Raw genomic sequence first — 24516 nt, 5'->3', positions numbered from 1 at the left:
GGCGCACCCCGAGAAGCTCACGGGCTCAGCCCGCGAAGCCGCCATCATCGAGATAGCTCTGCTCCTCGGCCGTCGTCTGACGGCCGAGGACGGCATTTCGATGCGGGAAACGCCCGAAGCGGCGAATGATCTCCGCATGCTCCCTGGCGAAGCGCAGGGCCACGGGATCGTCGATCCTGGTCGCATAGAAATGCAGGCTCTCCTCCTGCACCGCCATGTCCTCGGAATGCATGAAGGGCAGATAGAACCATTGCCGCGCCACCGCCGGCACCTCGACATCGAAACGCCGCCGGATCGCTTCGCGCGCGAGGCCTAGCGCCTTCGCATCGTTTGAAAAGGCGCGATGATCGCCGCGATGGAGATTGCGCGAAAACTGATCGAGCACGATCACGAGCGCCAGCGCGCCTTGCGCATCCCGTGCCCAGTCGTCGAGCCTGCCCTCGCAGGCGGCTGCATGCGTCCCGGCGAAGCGGCGGCCGATCTCGGCATCGAAGGCGTCATCCTTCGCGAACCATTTTTCCGGCCCCGCGCCGAACCAGAAGTCGAGAATTTCGCGGGGCCTCGCAATGGTCATGCCGGTTCCTGTGCATTGAAGCTCCCTGCCGCGCAGCGCGACAGGGAGCGTTTTCCTTCAGATGACGATCACGTCTTCCGGCGCCGGCTCCTCATAGAGCCGCGCGACGAGATGGGCGCGCCGGTCGAGCGTCGCGCGCTGATTGACATAGCCCTTGTCGGTGATCTCGTGCCCGTCGATCGAGGGCGGCTCGACCATGAGATGAATGCGCGCGATGCGCGTCGACGAACCGCCGCCCGCCTTGTTGTGACGCTGCAATGCCTCGCGCACATAGGCGACGAGCTTCGGATGGGAGACGATCTCCTGCGGGGTCGCCGCGTCGCCAAGCCCGGCGACGGCTCTCGCCGCGGCGAGATTGGGCCAGGCGAGAAGCCCGATATAGGGCTTGTCGAGACCGCAGATGACCGCATCCTGAAGCACGGGCGTGCAGGCGCCGACCACATCGGCGCGCAGCGTGCCCGTCGAAACCCATGTGCCCGACGAGAGCTTGAAGTCTTCCGTCACACGGCCGTCGAAGACGATGCCTTCCTCCGGCCGCTCGGGATCGAGGAAGCGCGCCGCATCGCCCAGCGCGTAGAAGCCTTCCTCGTCGAAGGCCTCGGCCGTCTTCTTCGCATCGTTGAGATAGCCCGGCGTCACCGTCGGCCCCTTGACGCGCGCCTCGAGCTTGGTGCCGAAGGGCGCGAGCTTGAGCGTGATGCCCGGCAGCGGCAGGCCGATAAGGCCGACACGCTCCGTCACCCAATGGACGACCGTGATGCCCTGCGTCTCCGTCGCGCCATACATGGTCGTGAGCGGGATGCGGTATCCCGTCTCCTCGATGGCGAGCGCCTGCATGCGGTCATAGATGTCGCTGGAAAGCGTCGCGCCGCCATAGCCCATATATTCGAGATTGCGGAAGAAGCTCTTGCGAAGCTCGGGATCCTTCTCCATCGCGTCCGCAAGCATCGCGAAGGCGACGGGCGCCGAACCGAAGACGCGCGGGCTCACATCGCGCAGATTGCGGATCGTCTGCTCGAAGAGCCCCGGAACGGGCTTGCCCGCATCGAGATGCACCGTGCCGCCCGCCTGAAGATTGGCGTTGAAACCGATATTGCCGGCCGAGATGTGATTCCACGGCATCCATTCGAGGCTCTGCGGAATATCCTCCGGGTCGGGCTCCTCGGTCCTGAGCGCCTCCTGCGCGGCGACGAGCGCCATCATCATGCGATGCGTCTGGATGACGCCCTTGGGCATGCCCGTGGAGCCCGAAGTGAAGAGATACTTCGCCACCGTGTCGTGGTCGATCGCCTCCATCGAGCGGCGCACAGCCGCCTCGTCGACCGGCGTGGCAAGAAGCGCATCGTAATGGAAGCTCGCGACGCCCTCCGGCACGCCGTCGCAGGTGACGACATCGACGCTCGAAAGATCGAGCGCCCGAAGCGCGCGCTCGAATAGCGCCCCCTGCTCGGCGAAGATCATGCGCGGCCGCGTCAGCTCGAAGACATGGCGCAGCTTGGAGAAATCCGAACTCATCAGCGAGTAGGGCACGCTGACAGGCGCGACCGGCACGCCCGCCTTCATCGCGCCCAGCATCATCACCGCATGCGGAATGGAATTGCCCGACAGGATGAGGAGCGGCGTCGACTGGCCCATGCCGCGCGCGAGAAGCGCGGTGGCAACGGCGTTCGCGGCGCGGTCCGCCTCGCCATAGGTGATGTAGCGCCATGCGCCGGACTTGTCGCGCTCGCCGATATAGTTGCGCGCCGGATGGAGCGCCGCCTTCTCCTCGAGAATATGCACGGTCGAGCGCTGCATCGGCCCGAGCGGATATTCCGACGAGATATAGACCGTCCCGTCGGCCTTGCGCTCGACCCTGATCTTCGGCGGCTTCTGCTTCAGCGGCTTGAAGGGTGGCAGGCTCGTCTTCCCGGCAGTGGCAAGGCTCATCTGGGGTTTCCTCTCGTTTCAAATTCCTGCTGCGGCCCCATGAGCCGCTCGTCCATCTTCCGGGACGCGATCAATTGACCATGCGCGCGCGGCCTTCCCAGAAGGGCTTGCGCAATTCGCGCCGGAGTATCTTGCCCGAGGGGTTGCGCGGCAGCGCTTCGATGAAATCGATCGACTTCGGCACCTTGTAGGAGGCGATGCGCGTCTTGGCGAAGGCGATGATCTCGCCCGGCTCCACCGACATGCCCGGCTTCAGCACGACGCAGGCCTTCACCGCCTCGCCCCAGCGCTCGTCCGGCACGCCGATGACGGCGACGTCGGCGACCGCCGGATGGCCGAACAGCGCATTCTCGACCTCGGCGGGATAGATGTTCTCGCCGCCCGAAACGATCATGTCCTTCACGCGGTCGTGAATGTAGAGATAGCCATCCGCGTCGAAATAGCCGGCATCGCCGGAATGGAACCAGCCATCCTTCACGGCCTCGGCCGTCGCCTCGGGCCGGTTCCAGTAGCCCTTCATCACCATGCCGCCCTTGATGACGATCTCGCCGACGTCGCCCTGCGGCACGTCGTTGCCCTTCTCGTCGACGACGCGGATCTGCATGTTGGGGTAGGGAATGCCGCAGGAGCGCAGCTTGCCCTTTGCCGGGTCATGCGCCTCGGGCGGCAGATAGGTCGCGCCGCCCGTCGTTTCGGTGAGGCCGTAGAGCTGGATGAAATCGGCGTTGAAGGTCGCCTGCGCCTGGCGCAGCACGTCTTCCGCGATGGGCGAGGCGCCATAAAGGATCTGGCGCAGTGAGGAAACGTCGGTCGTCTTGATGTTCGGCTGCTGAAGCAGGAACAGGATCACCGCCGGAACCATGAAGGCGACGTTGATCTTCTCGCCCTCGATGAGCTTGAGGATGGCCTGCGGATCGACATCCTTGAGAATGATGTTCTTCGTGCCATGGGCATGGCCGATGACGCCGATATTGACGCCCGCGACATGGAAAAGCGGCATGCAGACGAGATTGACCTCGCCACGCTTCCAGTCCGCCCAGCCCGAAGTCTCGCCCTCCTCGAAGACGGAGAGATAGTTCCTGTTGGTGAGCTGCACGCCTTTCGGGTGGCCGGTCGTCCCGCTCGTATAGAGCTGAATGACATCGTCGTCGATATGATGCTCGAACTTCGGGTCCGTGGCGGGAAAGCTGTCGCGCCACTCGTCGAACGAGATCCAGTCGACGCGGCCGCCATCGAGCGCCACCACGCGCTTGACGCTGGGGCACTCGGCGAGAACCTGCGCCACGATGTCGTAGAATTCCGCTCCGACGAAGACCATCTCGGCCTTGGCGTCGTTGAGCACATAGGCGATCTCGGGCGCGGCGAGGCGCCAGTTGACGCCGACGACCACCGCCTTCGCCTTGAAGGCGCCATGCAGCATCTCGAAATAGCGGTCGGAATTCTTGCCGATGAAGCCGACCCGCGCGCCTGGCTTGCAGCCTTCGGCGATGAAGCCCTGAGCGATGCTGTTCGAGCGCGCATCGAGCTGGCCATAGGTCGTGACGCGCCCCTCGAAAACCTGCGCGACGTCATTCGGAATGACCCTGGCCTGCGCGCGCGTGATATCGGCGGCAGCACGGATTTGCTCGCGGTCGAACATCGAATCTCCCCTCCCGGATAAAGGCTTTATTCACGGCCGTGGGGCGTTTCCACCCTCATAATTGGACCTGAGTTTAGCGGCGAATTTCCGACGGGCAAGCAGGTGCGAAAAGGCGCCGCCGCTTCCCGCTGGACGCTGGGGAAGTTCGCCCCCAAACTGGCGCCAACAACGAATAACGACCCAGGGAGACACGCAATGGCACGCATTCCGTATTTCGATCCCGCGCAGGCCGAGGGCCGCGCCAGGGAGGCCTACCGGAAGCTTCCGCCGCTCAACATCTTTCGCATGCTCGGCCATTCGGGCGACATGCTCGACGCCTTCGTGAAGCTTGGAAACGCCATTCTGGTGTTCTCGAAGCTCGATCCCATCCTGCGCGAAATCGCCATCGTCCGTGTCGGCGTGCTCCGGGGCTCGACCTATGAGGTCCACCAGCACGAGCGCATCTCGCGCCAGCTAGGCATGTCGGAAGAAAAGATCAGGGCGATCCATGAGGGGCCGGAAGCCGCCGCCTTCAACGAGATGGAGCGCCTCGTCATGCGCTTCACCGACGACATCGTGAAGAACACGCGCGCCTCCGACGCCACATTCGACCCGCTGGCCGCGAAACTCTCCCACAGGGAGCTTCAGGAGCTTGTCGTCACCATCGGCTATTACACCATGGTGAGCTGCTTCCTCGAGACATTCGACGTCGATATCGAGGAGAAGGGCAAGGAACCGACCGTGAAGCTGCCGGGGATGGCGGACTGAACGATGGCGCGCATCCCCTATCCCGATCCGGCCAACCTGCCGGAGGCGAGCCGCAAGCTGCTGGAAACGCTCCCTCCTCTGAACATCTTCCGCATGATCGCGGGAAGCGGCGCCTCCTTCGTGCCCTTCATATCGCTCATCAATGCCTATCTCAATGAAGGCGTTCTCGATGCCGAGCTTCGCGAGCTTGTCATCCTGCGCGTCGGCCATCTCTGCGGCTCGGCCTATGAGCTGCATCAGCACATCCGCGTCTCGCGCACGATCGGCATGTCCGAGGCGCGCATCGAAGCGGCTGGCGGCAGGCTCCCCTCCGCCATTTTCAGCGAGGCCGAAAACGCCGCCCTCGCCCTGGCCGACGATCTCGTCGCCCATGTGAAGGCCGACAAGGCGCTTTTCGATGCGGCGCGCGCCCATCTCGGCGATACGGGAATTCAGGAACTCGTCATCATCGTCGGCGTCTACATTCTCGTCTGCCGCTATCTCGAAACCTTCGAGATCGAGCTCGAGGCGCAGGACATAGAGGGAAGCGGCCTCGAGGAAATCAAGCGGGGAGTGGGCGCAAATGGCTGACGAAGACAGACAGTCCGAACGCTATGTCCGTCCGCCCTCGGCGGAATCGCAAGGAGAGGCGCCGGGCCGCGGCCGGCTCAAGGGCCGCAGGATTCTCGTCGTCGGCGGCGGCCAGCGCACGGTTGATGCCGCGACCGACCCGATCGGCAATGGCCGCGCCATGTCGATCCTGTTCGCCCGCGAAGGCGCGTCTGTCGCCGTCGCCGACATGAACCTTCCCGCAGCGGAAGAAACGGTGGCGCGGATCGCGGCCGAGGGCGGCACGGCGATGGCGATCGAGGCCGACATCTCGAAGCCCGGCGATGTCGCCCGCATGGTGGATGAGGCAGCCACGCGCCTCGGCGGGCTCGACGGCCTCGTCCTCAATGTCGGTGTCGGCGTCGGCGCGCTCGGCCTTGGCGGCGCGACGCCCGAGGACTGGGACAAGACGCTCGCGATCAATCTGCGCGGACCGATGCTCACCTGCAGGGCGGCCCTGCCGAAACTCGCCGATGGCGCCTCCATCGTCTTCATCTCCTCGATCGCCGGCCTCGTCGCCGGCTCGCGGCTTCCTGCCTATGACGCCTCCAAGGCGGCGCTTGGCGGCCTCATGCGCCATGTCGCGCTCGAAGGCGCGCGGCGCGGTATTCGCGCCAACATCGTCGCCCCCGGCCTTGTCGATACGCCGCTCGGCCGCCTCGCCACGCGAGGCCGCCCCTCGCGCGGCCGCGCGCCGACGCCCTTCGGGCGCCAGGCGACCGGCTGGGAAATCGCTTATGCCGCGCTTTTCTTCATCTCGGATGAGAGCGTCTATGTGAACGCGCAGGTCATGGCCGTCGACAGCGGCATGACCGGCATTTCGTGAGGAACGGAAAATGGGATTGGGCCTCGGCCGCTATCAGTACACGAAGGGTTTGCACGACCTCGGAAACGGCGCCTATGCCTGGCTTCAGCCGGATGGCGGCTGGGGCTGGTCGAATGCGGGGCTCATTGTCGATCAGGGCGAGTCGCTCATCGTCGACACGCTCTTCGACGTGCCGCTGACGCGCGAGATGCTCGCGGCGATGCGCAAGGCGGAGCCCAGGGCGGCCGCCCGCATCGGAACCGTCGTCAACACGCATCACAATGGCGACCATTGCAACGGCAACGAATGCTGCGAAGGCGCCGAGATCATCGCCCACAAGCTCGCGAAAGAAGCGATGGCGCATGAGCCGCCGCAGCTTCTGGCCGGTTTTCTCGACATGGCGCCGCAGCTTGGCGATCTCGGAACCTTCATCACCCGCTGCTTCGGTGCCTTCGACTTCAAGGGCGTGACGCAGACGCTGCCGACGACGACCTTCGAGACGGAACTGACGCGCCATGTCGGCTCGAAAACGGTGAAGATCATGCATGTCGGGCCCGCGCACACGCCGGGCGACGCGCTCGTCCATGTGCCGGAGGACCGGATCGTCTTCACCGGCGACATTCTCTTCATCGAAGGCCACCCGATCATGTGGGAAGGCCCGGTGGCGAACTGGATCGCCGCCTGCGACCGCATCATGGGCATGAATGTCGAGACGGTGGTGCCCGGCCACGGCCCCATCACCGACAAGAAGGGCGTCAAGGCCGTGCGCGACTATCTCGTCTATGTGCGCGACGAGGCCAGGAAGCGCTACGATGCGGGCCTCTCGCCGCTCGATGCCGCTCTCGACATCGACATGTCGGATTACGATAGCTGGGGCGACGGCGAGCGCATCGTCGTCAATGTCGCGACGCTCTACAAGGAATTCTCGGGCGACGAGACGCCCAATGACGCGGCCTCGCTCTTCGGGCAGATGGCCGCCATCGCCAAGGCGAAGGGCCGCCTCTGACGCGCATCACGAAGGCGTGATCGAGCCCCGCCCGGCAGCGCATGGACAGGCCGCGGTGAACTCCGGATGATCGCGCCCATCCGGAAATTGGGGAGGCTTTCATGCTGACGCTCTACGAACATCCGCTTTCGCCCTATGCGCAGAAGGTGAAGATAGCCCTGCGCGAGAAGGGTGCGCCCTTCGAGGCGAAGATGCCGGGCGGCATCGGCGCGGGCGGCGCCTCCGGCGAATTCGCCGAGGCCAATCCGCGCGCCGAGGTGCCGGTGCTCATCGACGGCGAGACGCGCATCTTCGATTCGACCATCATCCTCGAATATATCGAGGACAAATGGCCGGCCCCCGCTCTGCTGCCCGAAACGCCCGCCGGACGGGCCCGCATCCGCATGATCGAGGATGTCTGCGACACGCATTACGAGGCGATCAACTGGGGTCTTGGCGAGATCGGCTGGTTCCGCCGCGCCGAGGGCAAACTGGGCGAGACGCTGCGCGAGCGCGCCGCCGAGCAGACGGAAAGACTGCAAGCCTGGCTTGCAAGGCAACTCGGAGCGCGCGACTGGTTCAACGGCGCGTCCTTCGGCTGGGGCGATCTTGCTGTCGCGCCCTTCGTCAACACTTCGGCCGGCTTCGGCAATGCGCCGGACGAGGGCTCGGCTCTCGGCCGCTGGTTCGCCCGCGCGAAGGCGCGCAAGAGCGTCGCGCTGACGCTGAAGGAGGCTGCCGCTTCGATCGCCGGCATGGAGGTCGTCGCCAATATTCTGGAGCAAGGGCTTTTCAAGCGCGAATATCGCGACCATCGCCTCGAATGGATGATCAAGTCGGGCGGCATCGAGGTCGTGCTGAAGGGGCTCGAAAAGAACAACATCCGCTTCAGCGCCGATTTCGAGTGAGGGACGCCATGGCCGCCGATGCGAATTCGATCATCCTTCATCAATACGATGTGTCGCCCTTCTCGGAGAAGGTGCGCGTCGTGCTCGGGCTGAAGAAGCTCGAATGGTATGCCTGCGACGAGCCCGTGATCATGCCGAAGCCGGAACTCGTGGCGCTCACCGGCGGCTATCGCAAGATCCCCGTGATGCAGATCGGCGCCGACATCTATTGCGCCACGCAGATCATCATTCGCGAGCTTGAGCGCCGCTTCCCCTCGCCCTCGATCTTCGTCGGCGGCGACAAGGGTCTCGGCTGGGGCACGGCAATGTGGACCGACCGCGTCTTCTTTCAGGCGGCGGTCGCCATCATCTTCGGCGGCGGCACGGCGCTTGCCGACGAAGCCTTCATCAAGGATCGCGAGAAGCTGACGGGCCGCCCCTTCGACATCGCCGCCATGAAGCAGGCAGCGCCCCTCATGGCGGAGCAGTTCCGCGCGCAACTCGGCTGGATCGACGATCAGCTTGCGGATGGCCGCGCCTTCCTCATGGGAGAACGAGCGGGCCTCGCCGACGCCAGCGTCTTCTACAACCTCGCCTTCATCCGCTGGACATCGCCCGCAGGCGCGAAACTCATCGCCGCCTGGCCGCGCGTCGCCGAATGGGAAGCCCGCGTAGCGGCGATCGGCCATGGCACGCGCCACGAGATCGCGCGGGAAGCGGCGCTCGACATCGCGAGAGCCGCGACCTCAACCGAAGAGCCGCGCGCGGACACGGGCGAGCCCAACGGATTGAAGCCCGGCGACCGCGTGAGCGTCATGGCGGACGATTACGGCCGCGACCCGATTATGGGTGAACTCGTCTCCTCCTCCGCGCAGCACATCGCGATCAGGCGGGCCGACCCGCGCGTCGGAGAAGTCGTTGTGCATTTCCCGCGCGCAGGCTTCCTCGTGATGAAGGCGTGACGGCCGTAACCGCGCGGGCGAATCTTCAAATTTAATGTTCGCGGAGGGACCGGAAACGCCGCCGCGGACGTATATTTGGCGGAGGAATTCTTTCGCAATCGAGGAGACGGACCATGTCGATCATCGGACATGCAGGAAGAAGGATGAGGGCCGCCTCCATCGCCGCGGCAGCGGCGCTCGGCATCTTCGCCATGGGCGCGGCCGCGACGCCCGCATCCGCCCATGGACGCGTGAGCATCGGGATCGGCCTCGGCTTTCCGATCTTCGCCGCGCCGGTCTGGGGCGGCTATTACGGCCCTTACTACAACCCCTATTATTACGCGCCGCCACCCGTGGTTTATGCACCGCCGCCGGTCGTCTACCGGGCGCCGCCGGCTTATTACGGCCCGGCCTATTACGATTATGGCGCGCCGCTGGAAGCGACGCCCACCTCTCCGGTCTATCAATCGCCGTCGGGGCAATATTGCCGCGAATACCGCACCACCGTGCGCGTCGGCGGCCACTATGAGGATGCCTATGGCACGGCCTGCCAGAAGGCCGATGGAAGCTGGCGGGTCGAAAACTGATTTCCGGCTTGTGAGGCAACAAAGGCGGAGGTTTCGAAATGACCTCCGCCTTCTTTTTGCCCACCAGGCGCGCGTCGGCGCGCCGTCATGCCAACATCACAAGGCGCGTCAGCGCGCCGTGATGCCGCCATCGATAACGAGTTCGGAGCCGGTCATGTAGCGCGACTCGTCGGAGGCGAGGAAAACGATGCCCGCTGCGATGTCCGCCGGAAGTCCCGCATAGCCGAGCGGCGTGGTCGCGGCGATCATGTTGGGATCGATCGCATTCGCGCCGGCCGGGATGAGTTCCGAACGCATGGCACCAACGCCACCCTGCGGAATCTTCTGCCAGATCGCCGTATCGATGATGCCGGGATGAACCGAGTTCACGCGCACATTCATCTTGGCCTGCGCGCATTCGAGCGCGACCGCTTTCGTGAAGAGCCGCACCGCGCCCTTTGTCGCGCAATAGCCGGCAAGCCCCGGCGCGCCCTGAAGTCCGGCCACGGACGAAATATTGATGACCGATCCGCCGCCCGACGCCGCAATGAGCGGAATGGCATGCTTCACGCCGAAGAAGACGCCATCGACATTGATCGCCATCTGGCGGCGCCAATCCTCATAGGACATCTGGAAGATGTCGGCGCCGATGCCGATGCCCGCATTGTTGACGAGAACATGCAGCGCGCCTTCCGTCTTCTTGATGTCCTCGATGATCTCGGCCCAGCGCGCTTCGCTGGTCACATCCTGATGGTAGGTCGAAACCGCGCCGCCCGCCTTGGCAATGAGATCGGCGGTTTCGGCAAGCCCCTTGTCGTCGACATCGCTCGCCACGATCTTCGCGCCCTCGGCCGCCAGCGCCAGCGCCGCCCCCCGGCCGATGCCGCTACCGGCTCCGGTGATCAGCGCAATCTTTCCGCTCACACGTCCCATCGTTTCTCTCCTTTTTCCGGCTGTTTCTTTGGCCGGGCCTCGCGGCCCCGATTTTTGCCTTGCTCCCTATGAACTCTCTCTTAGGGTACATCCCCTAGGACCGGCAACGGCATTTTCCGTTGCGTGGGCTTGGGTTGGGATGATCCAGCGGACCCGGAGAGGGACGGCGCGGACCTTCCCTTCAGGGGTTTCGGCCCGGCGCAAAACTGTTGGAGATAAGTGGACTTCGGTCTATTTTCATGGGCGCCGGATTTGGCAATGGGAGAGCATCATTAGCGACCTCAAGGAAGTGGACGAGGCAGGCCCGGGCGGCGGAACCAGGCGCGCCCGCAAGAAGGAGCGCACGCGGCGCGAAATCTATCGCACGGCGATGGAGCTCTTTTCGATGCGCGGCTATGACGGCGTCACCATCGAGGACATCTGCGCGGGCGCCGGCGTCGCCAAGGCGACCTTCTTCCTGCATTTCGAGAACAAGGCGGCGCTGATCAAGGAATTCAACGACGAGATCACGCAATCGCTCGCCGAGCGCCTTGCCGGCCATGAAGGCGATACACAAGACCAGTTGAGCCTCATTCTCTCCGCCTTCGAGGAAGCCTGGGAGACCAACGGCCCCGTCATGCAGAAGATGCTGCGCGACTTCCTCGATCAGCCGACGCTGCTTGCCACCGCCGCCGCCGTCAACGAGAGCATCGTCGATCTCGTCAGCGCGATCGTGAGGCGTGGGCAGGAGCGGGGCGAGCTGCGCCCCGGCATCGCGCCGGAACTCGCCGCCATGGCGATCGTTTCGACCTGGAGCGCCATCAGCGCCTGGTGGGCGGAGCATCCCGAGGCGGAGGCGGAACTTGCGAGCCGCCAGATCATCGACATCACACTCAACGGGCTCAAGAAGAAAGCCTGACGAGGAAAAAATCCGAACGAAACAGGAAGGCACTCACATGACCACCGAAGGCAAGCTCAGAAGCGGCATATTTCTGGCCCCGTTTCACCCTGTCGATGAAGACCCGACACTGGCGATCCGCCGCGATCTCGAACTCGTCGAATGGCTCGACAAGCAGGGCTATGAGGAAGCCTGGATCGGCGAGCACCACTCGGCGGGCTACGAGATCATCGCCAGCCCCGAGCTTTTCATCGCCGCCGCAGCCGAGCGTACCGAGCGCATCAAGCTCGGCACGGGCGTCGTCTCGCTGCCCTATCACAACCCCCTCATGGCGGCGAACCGGATCATCCAGCTCGATCATCAGACGCGCGGACGCGTCATGTTCGGCGTCGGCCCCGGCCTTCTGCCCTCGGACGCCTTCATGCTCGGCATCGAGGTCGCCAAGCAGCGCGACCGCATGGTCGAGGCGCTGGAAGTGATCCTGCGTCTCTTCAAGGGCGAGACGGTCAGCGCCGAGACGGAATGGTTCAAGCTCCAGAACGCGCGGCTCCAGCTTCGCCCCTTCTCGACGCCGCACCCGGAAGTTGCGGTCGCAAGCTCGGTCACGCCATCGGGCGGCAAGCTCGCCGGACGCCACGGGCTCGGCATGCTCTGCGTCGCGGCCACGAACACGGCGGGCTATGACGCGCTCGGCATCAACTGGGACGTGGCGCAGAAGACGGCCGCCGAAAACGGCCGCGTCATGGACCCCGCGCGGCTTCGCCTCGTCGGTCCCATGCATCTCGCCGAAACGCGCGAGGAGGCCCGCGCCCAGGTGCGCTACGGCTTCGACAAATGGCGGCACTATTTCGGCTCGATCAACCCGATGGGCCTCGACACGCAGGAGGGCAAGGACCCCCTCGACGCCATGATCGAATCCGGTCAGGCCGTGGTCGGCACGCCTGAGGACGCCATCGCCCAGCTCGAGCGGCTGCAACAGAAGATACCGGGCTTCGGCGCCTTCCTCATGCTCGCCCACAACTGGGCGAATTTCGAGAACACGAAACGCTCCTACGAGTTATTCGCCCGTCATGTGAAGCCGAAATTCCACCGCGCCAACGAGGCGCGCGAGGCATCGCTGAAATGGGCGACGGAGAATTCTGGCGAGTTCATCGGCGCCGCCATGAACGCCGCCTTGCAGACCATCGCCAAGCATCAGGCGGAAGAAGAAGCCAAGGCGAAAGCCAAGGGCACGCAGGCCGCCGACTGACACCCCGAAATCGAAACCCCGAAATCGAAACGAGAGAACCGGAGACAAGACAAAATGCTCGGACAGAAATTGCGCTTCGGCGCCTTCATTGCGCCCTTCCACCCGCTCGACGAAAACCCGACCCTCGCCCTCGAGCGCGACATCGAGCTTGTGCAGTGGATGGACCAGCTCGGCTATGACGAAGCCTGGATCGGTGAGCACCATTCGGCGGGCTACGAACTCATCGCGAGCCCCGAACTCTTCATCGCCACGGTCGCCGAGCGCACGCGCAACATCAAGCTCGGCACGGGCGTCTCCTCGCTCCCCTATCATCACCCGCTGATGCTCGCCGACCGCATCAACCAGCTCGATCACATCACGCGCGGCCGCGTCATGCTGGGCGTGGGCCCCGGCTCGCTGCCCTCCGACGCGATCATGATGGGCATCAACGTCCAGAAGCAGCGCGACATGATGGACGAGGCGCTCGACGCCATCGTGCCGCTGCTCCGCGGCGAGACGGTGACGATGAAGACCGACTGGTTCGAGCTCAACAATGCCCGCCTGCAAATGACGCCCTGGTCGCGGCCGAGCGTCGAGATCGCGGTCGCAAGCCAGGTCTCGCCCACGGGCGCGACGGCGGCCGGCCGCCACGGGCTCAGCCTCCTCTCCATCGGCGCGACCTCGGCCGGCGGCTTCAACGCGCTCGCGACCAACTGGGCGATCTGCGAGGACACAGCGAAAGACAACGGCAAGACGGTCGACCGCTCCGGCTGGCGCCTGGTCGGCCCGGTGCATATCGCCGAGACGCGCGAGAAGGCGCGCGAGAACGTGCGCTTCGGCCTCGACAAGTGGCTCTACTACTTCCGCGAAGTGGCGGCCCTGCCGCTCGCGCCGACCGACGGCTCCGATCCCGTCGATGCGCTTATCGCCTCCGGCATGGCCGTTGTCGGCACGCCTGACGATGCCATCGCCCAGATCGAGCGGCTTCAGAAGCAGTCGGGCGGCTTCGGCTGCTTCATGCAGCTCGCCCACAACTGGGCGAACTGGGAGAACACCAGGCGTTCCTACGAGCTGATGGCGCGCTATGTGTTCCCGAAGTTCCAGAACCTCAACGACAATCGCGAGGTCTCGCTGAACTGGGCGAAGGACAATCGCGAAAGTTTCATGGGCCAGGCCATGATGGCGGTCGGCGCCCGCGTCGCCCAGCATGTCGAGAAGAAGGGCACGGAGAACATCCGTCCCGAAATCCTCGCCGCCATGGGTCTCGACAAGAAGTCCGGCGCCGCGGAGTAACGCCGCTTCAGGCCTGCGAAGATACGAAAAGGGCGGCCCGCAAGGCCGCCCTTCCTGTTTTCTCAGTGGCGATCAGAGCCTGAATTCGCCGGAACAGATCTTGTCGTGAAGCGCCTCGTCGAGTGGCACGAACTTCCGGTCCACGGGCGAGTTGAAATAGATCGGATCGCTCACCCGCTTCACATCGAAACCCTCGCGCACAAGCTCGACCTTGCGATGCTTGAACGTGCCCGTGACCTCGATCTCGGGGCTCACGCGAATGAAGAGCGGGCGCGCATATTCGGGAAGTTCCTTCTCGATATGACCGCGCAGCTTGTCGAGATCGAGCGAGCCGTCGGCGACGATCGAGGCCATGCCCGCGCGGCCGTCCGTGCCCGGAACCTGCACGCCATAGACATTCGCTTCCTTGATACCGGGGAAGACCGAGATCGCTTCCGTGACTTCGGCCGTGGACACGTTCTCGCCCTTCCAGCGGAAGGTATCGCCGATGCGATCGACGAAATAGAAATAGCCGAGCTTGTCCTGACGCAGCAGATCGCCGGTGCGGAACCACGCATCGCCCTTCTCGAAGACGTCGCGAAGGATCTTCTTTTCCGTCTCTTCCTTCTTGGCATATCCGTCGAAGCGCCCGGTCGGCGTGTCGGGATCGTCGGAGATCTTGCCGATCGCCTCGCCTGCCTCGCCCGGCGCGCATTTGATGCAGAAACCATCCGCGCCGCGCACCACCGTTTCGCTTTCGAGATCGAAACGCACCAGCTCGACATTGAAGCGCTTCTTCGCCCAGCCCGGAATGCGCCCCACGGAGCCCACCGTGCCGTCATAGTTCATGAGCGCGACATTGCCTTCCGTCGCGCCGTAGAACTCTAGAACGCGCGGGATGCGGAAACGCTTCTGGAAGGCTGGCCAGATTTCCGGGCGCAACCCGTTGCCGATGGCGAGCCTGATCTTGTGCTTGCGCTCGCGCGGCTGCTTCTCCGTGTTGAGAAGATAGCGGCAAAGCTCGCCGATATACTGGAAGAGCGTCGCCTCGTATTTCGCGCAATCGGCGAAGAACTCGCGCGCCGAGAATTTGCGCCGGATGATGACGGAGCCGCCGACCGTGAGCGTGGTGCCGACCGCGCAGACGCCGCCCGCCGAGTGATAGAGCGGCAGCGCGATATACATCCGGTCCTTCTCCGTCGCGTTCGCCCCGGCCGAGAAGCCGGTCATCATGGTCAGCACGCGCGCATGTGGCAGCCGCGCCGCCTTGGGATTGCCCGTCGTGCCGCTCGTATAGATGAAGAGCGCGTTGTCGTTGAGCGTGAGCCCATTGCGCGTGTCGGCCGGCAGCGGCTCGCCCGATTGCTGCGCGAGGGCGGCATCGAGGTTCTGCATGCCCTGCACCGCGCCGCCGGTCGCCCAGACGGTGAGCGGGCGCTCGAGCCCCTCGGTCGCCGTCGCATACGCGTCCGCAAGTTCGGCACCGAGAACGAGATGCTGCGCGCCCGAAATGTTGAGACTATGCGCGAGCGGCCCCTTGACGAGATTGGTGTTGATGAGCGCCGCCGACGCGCCGATCTTGATGATACCGATCCAGGCGATCAGATATTCCGGCCGGTTCTCCATCATCAGCGCGACAACATCGCCCTTGCCGATGCCTTGCGCCTGCGCCCAGCGCGCATAGCGGTTGGCCGCCTCGTCGAGTTCGCGATAGGTGATCTTCCGGTTCTCGAAATAGATCGCGACGTTTCTGGGCTTCGATTTCGCGAGATCCTCGATCGTATCGGCGAAGGTGCGATTGGGCGTCTTGTAGATGGCGCTCAATCGGCCGAGCGTGCGGAGCGCCGCCCGCAGATAGATGATCTCATTGCGGATTCGTCTGAAAAAGCCCATCGCGATCTCCTTCCCCCCTGATGCGGCTCTCGAGAGAGAACGCGCATTCGACTTGCGTTTATGCCTGCGGAGGCTCCGCGAGGTCAAGGTGACGCAAGGAAAGCCTTGTCGTTACGCTTGCCCCCACGGGATGACAGGGGGCTCTTTTGGGGCCATGATCCCGCCCCCGAAGATGCCTCGCTCACGCTCGAAAGCGAAACGGACCAGAAGCAGGACAGCCGCCCAATGCAGGAAATGACCGAGCCGGAACTCATTCTCGACGTCATGGGCCAGAACTGTCCCCTGCCCGTGCTGCGGACGAAGAAGCGCCTTGCCAATCTGGAGCCCGGCACGCTGCTTCGCGTCTTCACGACCGACCCCGTTTCGCGCGTCGACCTGCCCCATTTCTGCGCCGAGAGCGGCCATGAGCTTCTGGAAACCCGCGACAGGGGAAGCTGGATCGAATTCCTGATCCGCAGGGCCGCGGAGCTTCGCGAAACGTCTAGCTGAGAAATTCCTCGGCGAGGATGGCGTAGAGATATTCGTCGCGCCAGTCGCCCTGGATGAATTTCGATTGCCGGAACGCGCCCTCCCGGCGCATGCCGATCCTCTCCATCACCCGGGCCGACGCCTTGTTGCGCTGATCGCAACTGGCAACGATGCGCCGAAGGCCGAGCTCGCGGAAACCCGCATCAAGAAGCGCGCGCGCCGCCTCGGCGGCAATGCCGAAGCCCCAGAAATCCGGGTGCAGAACATAGCCGAGATCGCCGAGCCTGTTCGCCCGGTCGACGATGGAGAGCCCGGCGCCGCCCACAACCTCGCCACCACCCTTCAGCGTGATGGCGAGATCATAGGCGATGCGCGGCCGCCGGCGCTGATCCTCCAGAAACCCCTCGACCGCCTCGCGGCTCTGCGTAGGCGTGTTCGGACCCCAGATCATGTAGCGCGCCACATCCTCGCGCGACGCATAGGCATGCACGTCTTCGACGTCGCCCGCCCTGAAATCTCGGAGCACGAGACGCGGCGTCTCGATCGGCAGCGCGATCCCGCGATGAGTGGGGGCGCGCTTGCGCAAGATCATGCCTTCGCCGCCCGGACCGCCGCCTTTTCCGCGTCGCGGAAACCCGCGATGACGGTCTTTCCCATGTCGAACACCGGCCGCTTGATGAGTGCCGGATGCTTTTCCATGAGAGCGATGGCGGCGGCTTCGTCGGGCAGGCTCTTTTCGTCGTCGGCAAGCCCGCGCCAGGTCGTGCTCGCCTTGTTGAGAAGCTTTTCGATGCCCACGGCCTTTGCGAAGCGCGCAATGTCGGCCCGCGCGATGCCGTCGGCCCTGAGATCGACGAAACGATATGCGATCTTCTCCTGCTGGAGCCAGGCGAGCGCCTTGCGGCACGTATCGCAATTCTTCAATCCATAGACGGTAATCAATCCTGCCTCTCAACCTTCATCGACTGCAAATACGCCAAGGCACCCGCGGCGGATCGCGAAGATCCGCCGGGGCGCATGGAGGCAGCATATCAGCAATGAGGGAGGGGCCGGAAATCCCGTGGCCGCCCTTCAGGCAAGGAGGCGCGCTCAGGCGGCCGTCTTCATGCCCTGGCCGGTCATCTTGGTCTTTTCGGCGGCGGAGGTGACCGGCTCGATGCGCTGGTAGATGACGGGTGCGGCGATGCCGAGCCTTGCCCGCACATCGGCGAGCGGCAGGGAGAGCAGCGTCTCCCAATCGGCGAGCGGCAGCCACTGCGCGGCCTTGCCGAGGCGATAGCCCTCGCGGACCGCGCGCCAGATGCCGAGACCCGGCGCCTGCTTGCTCGCGACGCGGGCACCCACAAGCACGATGAAGCCGATGCCGCGATTGCGCGTCTGCGCATAGGTGAAGGCAAGCAGGCAAAGCTCGCCGAGCCCGTCGCGGCCATAGCCCGTCGTCACATGCCAGAGGTCGTGCGAGTCGCGCATCCGGTCGCGGAAGATCGTGGCGGCCTCGGGCATCTCGCCATAGCGCCGCGGCGCTTCCGCGCTGGCCTCCACAAGCCCGTCCGCCGTCAGGTTCTCGGACGCCATGAATTCGTGATAGATGCGCCCGAGCGTGCCCTCGGGAAGCCGCGACAGCCGCTCGCGATCGCTGAGCGTCGCGAGGAGGGAGCGCTTCTCACCGACGATGCGCTGGCCTGTTTCGTTGGCGATGAAGCGGCCAAACATGCGCTCGTCCGACCCGCCGGACAGAGCGTCGATGATCCTGAAGACCTGGCCCGTATCCTCCTTGTCGGCGATGAGCGCGCGAATGGCCCTGATCGCCTTCAGCGGCTCGATACGCTTGCGCACCGGCCTCGAACCGCCCTTAGTGGAAATGTCGGAGATCGTCGTCATCGCTTGGCCTCTCCTGATAGAATACCCAAAGCAGAATTCCGTCTTCAGAAAATATGGATTATACTGACATTGCTGTCAATATCCGTCCGGGAGGTATCGCATAGTGACGACTGCAACGAAGCCGGGCACACCCCCTCTTCATGCCACCGCGAACGCGCCGGCCGGATCGAAGCCCGCCGCCAAGCGTGTCCGGCGCTCGGCCGAGGAGGCGAGGCGCCTCATCCTCGACGCCGCTGAAGTCAGGCTGGCGACGCAGGGCCCGGAAGGGATCAGGCTCCAGGACATAGCGCGCGATGTCGGCATATCGCACCCGGCGATCCTCCATCACTTCGAAAGCCGCGAGGGCCTCGTCCGTGCGCTGATCGCCAGAACGTCCGAGCAATTGCGCGACAAGCTGATGGCGGCCCTGAAGGGCAAGTCCGGCAGCGAACTCGAAGCTGCCGAACTCATCGAGAATGTGTTTCAGGCGCTGAGCGATCGTGGCACGGCGCGCCTTCTCTCCTGGATGATGCTCACGGGCCGCATCGTCGATCAGGGCACGTCGCGCTCCATGATGACCGATATCGCGCGCGAGCTTCATGCGGGCCGGGAGAGATACGCGACGAAGGCAGGCGCGTCCGCGCCCGATCGCGAGGACACGCTGTTCATCGCCATGCTGACGGCGAGCGCCGCCTTCGGCGACGCGATCATCGGACGCCAGCTTGCCGAGGAAGCGGGCCTCGATCAGGAAGGCGTGCTGCGCTTTCGCCGCTGGTTCGCCGATCTTCTGAGCGAACATGCGGGGGTGCCGCGCAAATTGAAGGCCTGACCCCCCGCCACAGGCCTTTCAGAAAGGCGTCTCATGGTCTCCGTCCGTAGCGCGACCATCGAGGATATTCCTGCCATTCTCTCGATCTACAACGACGCGGTGAGACACACGACCGCCATCTGGATCGACGAGGAGGCCGATTTCGACAACCGCCGCGACTGGTTCATGGAGCGGCGCGTAGCGGGATTTCCGGTGCTCGTCGCAACGGACGGCGACGAAATTCTCGGCTACGCGACCTATGGCCCCTTCCGGCCGCATGAAGGCTACCGCCACACCGTCGAGAATTCGGTTTATGTGCGCGCCGACCGGCGCGGCAGGGGCATCGGCGCCATGCTGCTCGCATCGCTCATCGAAGCGGCGCGGTCGGAAGGCCGCCACGTCATCGTCGCCGCCATCGAAGCAGGGAATGAAGTCTCGCTCGCCCTTCACGCCCGCTTCGGCTTCAGGGAAACGGCGCGCATGCCGGAAGTGGGCCGCAAATTCGGCCGCTGGCTCGACCTCGTCATGATGCAGCTCATCATCGAAGACTGACAGAAGAACTGCTCACACGGCAATTATGGTGAGTACATTTTGAGTCAGATTTTCTGCATTCAAGGAATGTAGAGAAAGACCTTGAATAAAGGCGAATTTCGCGTCCGCATGAACGCAGAGCCATTATTTACCCGCGTAATCACATTTTTTTGCGGGCATCAGCGCCGGAGTGCGGTTATCTAGAACGTATCTCGAAATTACCGGACAACTGACCTTCACGGGCGATATGGATTATCATGTAAAAATTCGACTGCTGCCGCCGAAGCTCAACATCAAGAAAGCACGGCGCGATCCGGCTGTGCCGCTATGGGCGGCGGAGGACGACGTCTGGATCTGCTCCTATCCGAAATCCGGGAACACCTGGATGAGGTTCTGCCTCGCAAATCTTCTCCGGCCGGCCGAGGCTGCCGATTTCCGCACCGTCAACGATCTGATCCCGGACATCTACCGGCTGAACAGGGGCAATTTCTCGAACGGTTCTCGCTCGCGCTACCTGAAGAGCCACGAGGTTTTCAGACCCGATTATCGCCGCGTTCTCTATCTCTGCCGCGATCCGCGCGACGTTCTCGTGTCCTATTTCCACTACAGCCGGAAGCAGGAAGACATCGCCGACGACATGACGATCGCCGAATTCGCCGAAATTTTCCTTGAGGGCAACGTACCGGCACGAAGTGCCGGTTCCTGGGCGGAAAATGTCGGAAGCTGGCTTGGCGCGCGGCGCGCGAGCAAATCCTTCCTCATGCTGCGCTATGAGGACCTGCTGGCCAATCCGCATGCGCGGCTCGCACAGGCCGCCCGCTTTCTCGGCATTCCTTTCACGGACGAAATGATCGCCGGCGCGATCGAGGCATCGGCCGCCGACAGGATGCGCGCCATCGAGGCGCGGGAGGCCGACAGCGACCCTGCGCTGAGAAAGCGGCGCGACATCCCCTTCGTCCGCAAGGCGACATCCGGCGGATGGCGAAAGGAACTGCCCGCCCCGGTCGCCCGCAAGGTCGAGCAGCGCTGGGCGCCGCTGATGCGCGAACTCGGCTATCTGAACTGAAGCTGCCGGATTGCGGCAAGACCTTGAATTGGTGCCCCTGGCCGGACTCGAACCAGCACGCCCGTGAAGGCAACAGATTTTGAGTCTGCCGCGTCTACCATTCCGCCACAGGGGCCCCCTTAGGGAGCGCGCATGATAGTCGGCGGTTTCTGCCGATCAAACAAAATGTGAGCACGGGGCCGGGCCCGCCCCGGCCGCCCCCAACCGGCGCGAGATGGACACGCCCCGCCGGAGCCTGCTAAACCCGGTGCGGCTCCAACCGGGACGATGTCATGCTGCGCGGCCTCTACGACTGGACGATCCGCCTATCGGGGCACAAGCATGCCCATTGGGCACTCGCTGCTGTTTCCTTCGCCGAAAGCTCCTTCTTTCCGGTGCCGCCGGACGTGATGCTGGTGCCGATGACCGTCGCCCGGCCCGAGCGCGCGTGGTTCTACGCCACCGTCTGCACGATCGCATCGGTCGCCGGCGCGCTTCTCGGCTATGCGATCGGCGCCCTCCTCTATGACACGCTGGGCCACTGGCTCATTTCCATTTACGGCTATGAGGACAAGCTGGAGGAGTTCCGCGCGCTCTATGCCGAATGGGGAGCCTGGATCATCCTCATCAAGGGCGCGACGCCCATCCCCTACAAGCTCGTGACCATCGCCTCGGGTTTCGCGGGCTACAGCCTCTTCTGGTTCATCGTGCTGTCACTTATCACGCGGGGCGCGCGCTTCTTCCTCGTCGCGGGCATCCTCAACCGCTTCGGCGAGCCCATAAAGCTCTTCATCGAAAAGCACCTCGGCCTCGTCTCCGCGGCCTTCGCCTTGCTGATCGTTGCGGGCTTCGTCGTCGCCCGTTACGTCATCTAGCGCCCGCCCGCGAAGAAGCGACACACCGCGACACAATTTCGCGCCACCCTTCCCGCGGCAGCGCGGGTTTTCCATTATTTTTCTCGCCTGTACCTCTCCCTATCGGCCACATTATAAGTCTACACAACATACGGAACCGCCAGACGCTACAGGGAGGCGCATGCTTCATAACACCCCCCTCATAACCACCATCGTCGGCGGCCTCGTGCTCGCGTTCATCTTCGGCGCGATCGCCAATCGTTTCCGCGTTTCGCCCCTGGTCGGTTACCTGCTGGCGGGTGTACTTGCCGGGCCGTTCACACCGGGCTTCGTCGCCGACCGCGCGCTCGCGCATGAACTGGCGGAAATCGGCGTCATCCTGCTGATGTTCGGCGTCGGGCTGCATTTCTCGCTGAAGGATCTCCTCTCCGTAAAGGGCATCGCCATCCCCGGCGCGCTCGCCCAGATCGCCGCCGCGACCCTCCTCGGCATGGCGCTGGCATGGTCCCTCGACTGGTCCATCGGCTCCGGCATTGTCTTCGGCCTCGCGCTCTCCACCGCCAGTACAGTGGTGCTGCTTCGCGCGATGCAGGAGCGCCGCCTCGTCGACACGGAGCGTGGCCGCATCGCCATCGGCTGGCTGATCGTCGAGGACCTCGCCATGGTGCTGACGCTGGTGCTGCTGCCGGCCCTTGCCGGCATCCTCCATGCGGCGGGCAGCGGCGCGGAGGGCGCCAGTATCGACGCATGGGGCGTGACCAAGACCCTCGTCATCACGCTGGGCAAGGTCGCCGCTTTCGTGGCGCTGATGCTCGTCGTCGGGCGAAAGATCATTCCCTGGATTCTGCATTTCATCGCCCATTCCGGCTCGCGCGAACTTTTCCGGCTGGCCGTGCTCGTCATCGCGCTCGGCGTCGCCTATGGCGCGGCCGTGCTTTTCGGCGTCTCCTTCGCGCTCGGCGCCTTCTTCGCGGGCATGGTGCTGAGCGAATCTCCGCTCAGCCAGCGCGCCGCGGAGGAAACGCTGCCGCTGCGCGACGCCTTCGCCGTCCTCTTCTTCGTGTCCGTCGGCATGCTGTTCGATCCGAGGACAGTGCTCAACGAACCGCTGACCGTGCTCGCGACGCTGCTCATCATCGTTCTGGGCAAATCCGCCGCGGCCTTCATCATCGTTCGCGCCTTCGGCCACCCTACCTCGACCGCGCTCACCATTTCGGCAAGCCTCGCCCAGATCGGCGAGTTCTCCTTCATCCTCGCGACGCTCGGCGTCAGCCTCGAACTTCTTCCGGCGCGCGGGCGCGACCTCATTCTCGCGGGCGCCCTGCTCTCGATCGTCGCCAACCCGCTCTTCTTCATGGCGCTCGACCGCCTCAAGCCCTGGCTTGAAAAGCTCGGTTACCCCGACCTTGCCGACAAGCTCGAAGTGAAAAACGAAGAGGACATTCCGCCAACGACGCTTCGCGATCATGCCGTCGTCATCGGCTTCGGCCAGGTCGGCAGCCTTCTCGGCAAGAGGCTCCAGCAAGCGGGCGTGCCCGTGCTCGTCATCGAAACGGCGGAGGACATCGTCGCGAAACTGCGCGAGCAGGATTACGCGGTCATCAAGGGCAATGCCGCAAGCGCCAGCGTTATCGCTGCGGCCAATCTTCCCGCCGCGCGCTGGCTCTTCGTCGCCATCTCCAACGCCTTCGAGGCGGGGCAGGCCGTCCAGCAGGCGCGGAAGCTGAACCCCTCGCTCGAAATCATCGCCCGCGCCTATTCCGACGCCGAGATCGACTATCTGCGCCAGCACGGCGCAAACCTCATCATCATGGGCGAACGCGAGATCGCGCGCGGCATGATCGAACATGCCCTGGGCAATGGCGCCAGCGACGACATGAAGGGGGCGGTCATAGCCCCGCACACGGCCTGATGCCCCCGCCCCGTGCGGCGACAAGCCTCTCGTCCTTCGGCGCGAGGCATGATTGAATGCCGCCCATGCTGGACCGGATCTCGCCTCTCTCGATCCCCTGGATCGTCCTTGCCGCAAGCGTCGCCACGCTTGGTGGCGCCTATTTCTTTCAGTACGTGCTCGGCTACGCGCCCTGCCACCTCTGCCTGATCGAGCGCATGCCCTATTACTTCGCCATTCCGGCAGCGCTGTTCGCCGGGCTCCTGTCGCGCGAGGCCAATCTCGGCATCGGCCCGGTCGTCCTTCTCGCGCTCTGCGCGGCCGCCTTCGCCATCAATGCCGGGATTTCCGGCTATCACGCGGGCGTCGAGTACAAGTGGTGGGCGGGCCCCTCGAGCTGCACGGGCGGCGGCCTCGTCTCGAACTCGCTCGAAACTCTTCAGGCGGAGCTTCAGTCAGGCATGAGAACCCCTCAATGCGACAAGGCGCCCTGGACGCTTTTCGGCATCTCGCTTGCCGGGTTCAATTTCCTTCTGTCGCTCGCGCTTTTCGCGCTTTCCTCCCTTCCCGTCATCCGCTTCAGGCGCGATGCGCGCGGCCTGGAATGAGGCGACCCGACCATGCCGAGACAACCCCGCAAATCGCCCCGCCCCGTTTCCGCCCAGCCCGGCCGCCCGCGCAACAGCACGGTGGAGGAGATCCTGCGCGTCGATCACGCGGGCGAATATGGCGCCGTCCGCATCTATGCGGGCCAGCTCGCCGTCTTCAAATATCTGCCCGGCAAGCAGGAGACTGTCGAGGCGCTGACGCGCATGTCGAAGGATGAGGAGCTTCACCTCGCCCGCTTCAACGATCTCGTGAACGAGCGCCGCGTGCGGCCGACGGCCTTCGCGCCGATCTGGCATGTCGCGGGCTTCGCGCTCGGCGCCGCTACCGCGCTCATGGGCGAGAAGGCGGCCCATGCCTGCACCGAGGCGGTCGAGGATGTCATCGACGAGCATTATGCGGGCCAGGTGCGCAAGCTCGAGGCCATGGGCGATGAGGAAGCGCCGCTCCGCGAAACGATCGAACGCTTCCGTCTCGAGGAAGTGCAGCACCGCGACGAGGCGATCGCCAAGGGCGCCAAGGAAGCGCCCGCCTATCCCCTGCTGTCGAGCCTCATACGCACGGGCTGCCGCATCGCCATCAGGCTGTC

General features: G+C 64.4%; 26 protein-coding genes and 1 tRNA gene. 18 read left to right on the top strand and 9 right to left on the bottom strand.

Going from position 1 to position 24516, the window contains the following annotated elements; all coding sequences use genetic code 11:
• Window positions 1-25 precede the first annotated feature (25 nt).
• The 3 genes from PKA57_RS10825 to PKA57_RS10815 form a co-directional block, all read right to left on the bottom strand.
• A complete protein-coding gene (locus PKA57_RS10825) occupies window positions 26-574 on the bottom strand; it encodes a DUF924 family protein (RefSeq protein WP_324300416.1) in 549 nt (182 codons plus the stop codon).
• Window positions 575-631: 57 nt separating this feature from the next.
• A complete protein-coding gene (locus tag PKA57_RS10820) occupies window positions 632-2503 on the bottom strand; it encodes an AMP-binding protein (protein WP_324300414.1) in 1872 nt (623 codons plus the stop codon).
• A gap of 70 nt (window positions 2504-2573) precedes the next feature.
• Complete coding sequence (locus tag PKA57_RS10815) at window positions 2574-4142, bottom strand: fatty acid--CoA ligase (protein WP_324300413.1); 1569 nt, start codon at window positions 4140-4142, stop codon at window positions 2574-2576.
• 195 nt (window positions 4143-4337) lie between these two features.
• Between PKA57_RS10815 and PKA57_RS10810 the strand changes: the two genes are divergently transcribed.
• The 7 genes from PKA57_RS10810 to PKA57_RS10780 all read left to right on the top strand — a co-directional run bounded on the left by PKA57_RS10810 (window position 4338) and on the right by PKA57_RS10780 (window position 9682).
• A complete protein-coding gene (locus PKA57_RS10810; protein WP_324300410.1) occupies window positions 4338-4889 on the top strand; it encodes a carboxymuconolactone decarboxylase family protein in 552 nt (183 codons plus the stop codon).
• A 3-nt stretch (window positions 4890-4892) separates the two neighbouring features.
• On the top strand, window positions 4893-5459 hold the full coding sequence (locus PKA57_RS10805) for a carboxymuconolactone decarboxylase family protein (protein WP_324300408.1): 567 nt from the start codon (window positions 4893-4895) through the stop codon (window positions 5457-5459).
• The gene (locus PKA57_RS10800; protein WP_324300406.1) at window positions 5452-6303 is read left to right on the top strand and encodes an SDR family oxidoreductase; all 852 of its coding nucleotides are present in this window, start codon (window positions 5452-5454) and stop codon (window positions 6301-6303) included. Before PKA57_RS10805 ends, PKA57_RS10800 begins: the two co-directional genes overlap by 8 nt.
• Window positions 6304-6313: 10 nt before the next feature.
• A complete protein-coding gene (locus tag PKA57_RS10795) occupies window positions 6314-7288 on the top strand; it encodes an MBL fold metallo-hydrolase (RefSeq protein ID WP_324300404.1) in 975 nt (324 codons plus the stop codon).
• Between the two features lie 101 nt (window positions 7289-7389).
• Window positions 7390-8175, top strand: coding sequence for a glutathione S-transferase family protein (locus PKA57_RS10790; protein ID WP_324300402.1), 786 nt, complete (start codon window positions 7390-7392; stop codon window positions 8173-8175).
• 8 nt (window positions 8176-8183) lie between these two features.
• Complete coding sequence (locus tag PKA57_RS10785) at window positions 8184-9116, top strand: glutathione S-transferase (RefSeq protein WP_324300400.1); 933 nt, start codon at window positions 8184-8186, stop codon at window positions 9114-9116.
• 143 nt (window positions 9117-9259) lie between these two features.
• Entirely contained in the window at window positions 9260-9682 is a 423-nt protein-coding gene (locus PKA57_RS10780; RefSeq protein WP_324300398.1) for a hypothetical protein, read from the top strand.
• A gap of 108 nt (window positions 9683-9790) precedes the next feature.
• Here the strand turns inward: PKA57_RS10780 and PKA57_RS10775 are convergent, their stop codons facing one another.
• Complete coding sequence (locus tag PKA57_RS10775) at window positions 9791-10594, bottom strand: SDR family oxidoreductase (RefSeq protein ID WP_324300396.1); 804 nt, start codon at window positions 10592-10594, stop codon at window positions 9791-9793.
• Window positions 10595-10883: 289 nt separating this feature from the next.
• Here PKA57_RS10775 and PKA57_RS10770 point away from each other — a divergent pair, with 289 nt between their 5' ends.
• The 3 genes from PKA57_RS10770 to PKA57_RS10760 are packed head-to-tail and all read left to right on the top strand — an operon-like array spanning window position 10884 to window position 13992.
• A complete protein-coding gene (locus PKA57_RS10770; RefSeq protein ID WP_324300394.1) occupies window positions 10884-11492 on the top strand; it encodes a TetR/AcrR family transcriptional regulator in 609 nt (202 codons plus the stop codon).
• Between the two features lie 37 nt (window positions 11493-11529).
• The gene (locus tag PKA57_RS10765) at window positions 11530-12720 is read left to right on the top strand and encodes an LLM class flavin-dependent oxidoreductase (RefSeq protein WP_324300392.1); all 1191 of its coding nucleotides are present in this window, start codon (window positions 11530-11532) and stop codon (window positions 12718-12720) included.
• Window positions 12721-12774: 54 nt separating this feature from the next.
• Entirely contained in the window at window positions 12775-13992 is a 1218-nt protein-coding gene (locus PKA57_RS10760; RefSeq protein WP_324300391.1) for an LLM class flavin-dependent oxidoreductase, read from the top strand.
• 72 nt (window positions 13993-14064) lie between these two features.
• Here PKA57_RS10760 and PKA57_RS10755 read toward each other — a convergent pair whose 3' ends face one another.
• Entirely contained in the window at window positions 14065-15864 is a 1800-nt protein-coding gene (locus tag PKA57_RS10755) for a long-chain-acyl-CoA synthetase (RefSeq protein ID WP_324300389.1), read from the bottom strand.
• A gap of 234 nt (window positions 15865-16098) precedes the next feature.
• Between PKA57_RS10755 and PKA57_RS10750 the strand changes: the two genes are divergently transcribed.
• Window positions 16099-16353, top strand: a complete 255-nt coding sequence (locus tag PKA57_RS10750; protein ID WP_324300450.1) for a sulfurtransferase TusA family protein — start codon at window positions 16099-16101, stop codon at window positions 16351-16353.
• Here the strand turns inward: PKA57_RS10750 and PKA57_RS10745 are convergent.
• The 3 genes from PKA57_RS10745 to PKA57_RS10735 all read right to left on the bottom strand — a co-directional run bounded on the left by PKA57_RS10745 (window position 16346) and on the right by PKA57_RS10735 (window position 18213).
• Entirely contained in the window at window positions 16346-16924 is a 579-nt protein-coding gene (locus PKA57_RS10745) for a GNAT family protein (protein ID WP_324300387.1), read from the bottom strand. The genes PKA57_RS10750 and PKA57_RS10745 overlap by 8 nt on opposite strands.
• Window positions 16921-17274: a Spx/MgsR family RNA polymerase-binding regulatory protein gene (locus PKA57_RS10740; RefSeq protein ID WP_324300385.1), complete on the bottom strand. Its 354-nt coding sequence runs from the start codon at window positions 17272-17274 to the stop codon at window positions 16921-16923. The genes PKA57_RS10745 and PKA57_RS10740 overlap by 4 nt, the downstream gene beginning before the upstream one ends.
• 147 nt (window positions 17275-17421) lie before the next feature.
• Window positions 17422-18213 carry a Coq4 family protein gene (locus tag PKA57_RS10735; RefSeq protein WP_324300383.1) on the bottom strand — a complete coding sequence of 264 codons (792 nt, stop codon included), beginning with the start codon at window positions 18211-18213 and terminating at the stop codon, window positions 17422-17424.
• A 103-nt stretch (window positions 18214-18316) separates the two neighbouring features.
• Between PKA57_RS10735 and PKA57_RS10730 the strand changes: the two genes are divergently transcribed.
• The 3 genes from PKA57_RS10730 to PKA57_RS10720 all read left to right on the top strand — a co-directional run bounded on the left by PKA57_RS10730 (window position 18317) and on the right by PKA57_RS10720 (window position 20597).
• Entirely contained in the window at window positions 18317-19021 is a 705-nt protein-coding gene (locus tag PKA57_RS10730; RefSeq protein WP_324300381.1) for a TetR/AcrR family transcriptional regulator, read from the top strand.
• Between the two features lie 33 nt (window positions 19022-19054).
• Entirely contained in the window at window positions 19055-19552 is a 498-nt protein-coding gene (locus tag PKA57_RS10725) for a GNAT family N-acetyltransferase (RefSeq protein WP_324300379.1), read from the top strand.
• A 226-nt stretch (window positions 19553-19778) separates the two neighbouring features.
• Window positions 19779-20597: a sulfotransferase domain-containing protein gene (locus PKA57_RS10720; RefSeq protein ID WP_324300377.1), complete on the top strand. Its 819-nt coding sequence runs from the start codon at window positions 19779-19781 to the stop codon at window positions 20595-20597.
• Between the two features lie 29 nt (window positions 20598-20626).
• Here PKA57_RS10720 and PKA57_RS10715 read toward each other — a convergent pair.
• Window positions 20627-20712, bottom strand: a tRNA-Leu gene (locus tag PKA57_RS10715).
• A 157-nt stretch (window positions 20713-20869) separates the two neighbouring features.
• On the opposite strand from PKA57_RS10715, the gene PKA57_RS10710 reads away from it, so the two are divergent.
• From PKA57_RS10710 to PKA57_RS10695, 4 genes are all read left to right on the top strand, one after another.
• Window positions 20870-21451, top strand: a complete 582-nt coding sequence (locus PKA57_RS10710) for a YqaA family protein (protein WP_324300376.1) — start codon at window positions 20870-20872, stop codon at window positions 21449-21451.
• Window positions 21452-21611: 160 nt separating this feature from the next.
• Complete coding sequence (ybaL, locus tag PKA57_RS10705; RefSeq protein ID WP_324300375.1) at window positions 21612-23342, top strand: YbaL family putative K(+) efflux transporter; 1731 nt, start codon at window positions 21612-21614, stop codon at window positions 23340-23342.
• A 56-nt stretch (window positions 23343-23398) separates the two neighbouring features.
• Window positions 23399-23929, top strand: coding sequence for a disulfide bond formation protein B (locus PKA57_RS10700; protein ID WP_324300373.1), 531 nt, complete (start codon window positions 23399-23401; stop codon window positions 23927-23929).
• Between the two features lie 12 nt (window positions 23930-23941).
• The coding region (locus PKA57_RS10695) for a demethoxyubiquinone hydroxylase family protein (protein WP_324300371.1) at window positions 23942-24516 on the top strand (575 nt) is incomplete at its 3' end.

The sequence above is a fragment of the Parvibaculum sp. genome (genome assembly GCF_035325945.1).
Lineage (GTDB): Bacteria > Pseudomonadota > Alphaproteobacteria > Parvibaculales > Parvibaculaceae > Parvibaculum.
The sequence above is the reverse complement of the archived record's forward strand: the minus strand, read 5'-3'. Positions and strand labels throughout refer to the sequence as shown.

Excerpts from the sequence above, each read along its gene's own strand:
- PKA57_RS10825 (WP_324300416.1), bottom strand. The coding sequence starts at position 574 with ATGACCATTGCGAGGCCCCGCGAAATTCTCGACTTCTGGTTCGGCGCG.
- PKA57_RS10820 (WP_324300414.1), bottom strand. The coding sequence starts at position 2,503 with ATGAGCCTTGCCACTGCCGGGAAGACGAGCCTGCCACCCTTCAAGCCG.
- PKA57_RS10815 (WP_324300413.1), bottom strand. The coding sequence starts at position 4,142 with ATGTTCGACCGCGAGCAAATCCGTGCTGCCGCCGATATCACGCGCGCG.
- PKA57_RS10810 (WP_324300410.1), top strand. The coding sequence starts at position 4,338 with ATGGCACGCATTCCGTATTTCGATCCCGCGCAGGCCGAGGGCCGCGCC.
- PKA57_RS10805 (WP_324300408.1), top strand. The coding sequence starts at position 4,893 with ATGGCGCGCATCCCCTATCCCGATCCGGCCAACCTGCCGGAGGCGAGC.
- PKA57_RS10800 (WP_324300406.1), top strand. The coding sequence starts at position 5,452 with ATGGCTGACGAAGACAGACAGTCCGAACGCTATGTCCGTCCGCCCTCG.
- PKA57_RS10795 (WP_324300404.1), top strand. The coding sequence starts at position 6,314 with ATGGGATTGGGCCTCGGCCGCTATCAGTACACGAAGGGTTTGCACGAC.
- PKA57_RS10790 (WP_324300402.1), top strand. The coding sequence starts at position 7,390 with ATGCTGACGCTCTACGAACATCCGCTTTCGCCCTATGCGCAGAAGGTG.
- PKA57_RS10785 (WP_324300400.1), top strand. The coding sequence starts at position 8,184 with ATGGCCGCCGATGCGAATTCGATCATCCTTCATCAATACGATGTGTCG.
- PKA57_RS10780 (WP_324300398.1), top strand. The coding sequence starts at position 9,260 with ATGAGGGCCGCCTCCATCGCCGCGGCAGCGGCGCTCGGCATCTTCGCC.
- PKA57_RS10775 (WP_324300396.1), bottom strand. The coding sequence starts at position 10,594 with ATGGGACGTGTGAGCGGAAAGATTGCGCTGATCACCGGAGCCGGTAGC.
- PKA57_RS10765 (WP_324300392.1), top strand. The coding sequence starts at position 11,530 with ATGACCACCGAAGGCAAGCTCAGAAGCGGCATATTTCTGGCCCCGTTT.
- PKA57_RS10760 (WP_324300391.1), top strand. The coding sequence starts at position 12,775 with ATGCTCGGACAGAAATTGCGCTTCGGCGCCTTCATTGCGCCCTTCCAC.
- PKA57_RS10755 (WP_324300389.1), bottom strand. The coding sequence starts at position 15,864 with ATGGGCTTTTTCAGACGAATCCGCAATGAGATCATCTATCTGCGGGCG.
- PKA57_RS10750 (WP_324300450.1), top strand. The coding sequence starts at position 16,099 with ATGACCGAGCCGGAACTCATTCTCGACGTCATGGGCCAGAACTGTCCC.
- PKA57_RS10745 (WP_324300387.1), bottom strand. The coding sequence starts at position 16,924 with ATGATCTTGCGCAAGCGCGCCCCCACTCATCGCGGGATCGCGCTGCCG.
- PKA57_RS10735 (WP_324300383.1), bottom strand. The coding sequence starts at position 18,213 with ATGACGACGATCTCCGACATTTCCACTAAGGGCGGTTCGAGGCCGGTG.
- PKA57_RS10725 (WP_324300379.1), top strand. The coding sequence starts at position 19,055 with ATGGTCTCCGTCCGTAGCGCGACCATCGAGGATATTCCTGCCATTCTC.
- PKA57_RS10720 (WP_324300377.1), top strand. The coding sequence starts at position 19,779 with ATGGATTATCATGTAAAAATTCGACTGCTGCCGCCGAAGCTCAACATC.
- PKA57_RS10710 (WP_324300376.1), top strand. The coding sequence starts at position 20,870 with ATGCTGCGCGGCCTCTACGACTGGACGATCCGCCTATCGGGGCACAAG.
- ybaL (WP_324300375.1), top strand. The coding sequence starts at position 21,612 with ATGCTTCATAACACCCCCCTCATAACCACCATCGTCGGCGGCCTCGTG.
- PKA57_RS10700 (WP_324300373.1), top strand. The coding sequence starts at position 23,399 with ATGCCGCCCATGCTGGACCGGATCTCGCCTCTCTCGATCCCCTGGATC.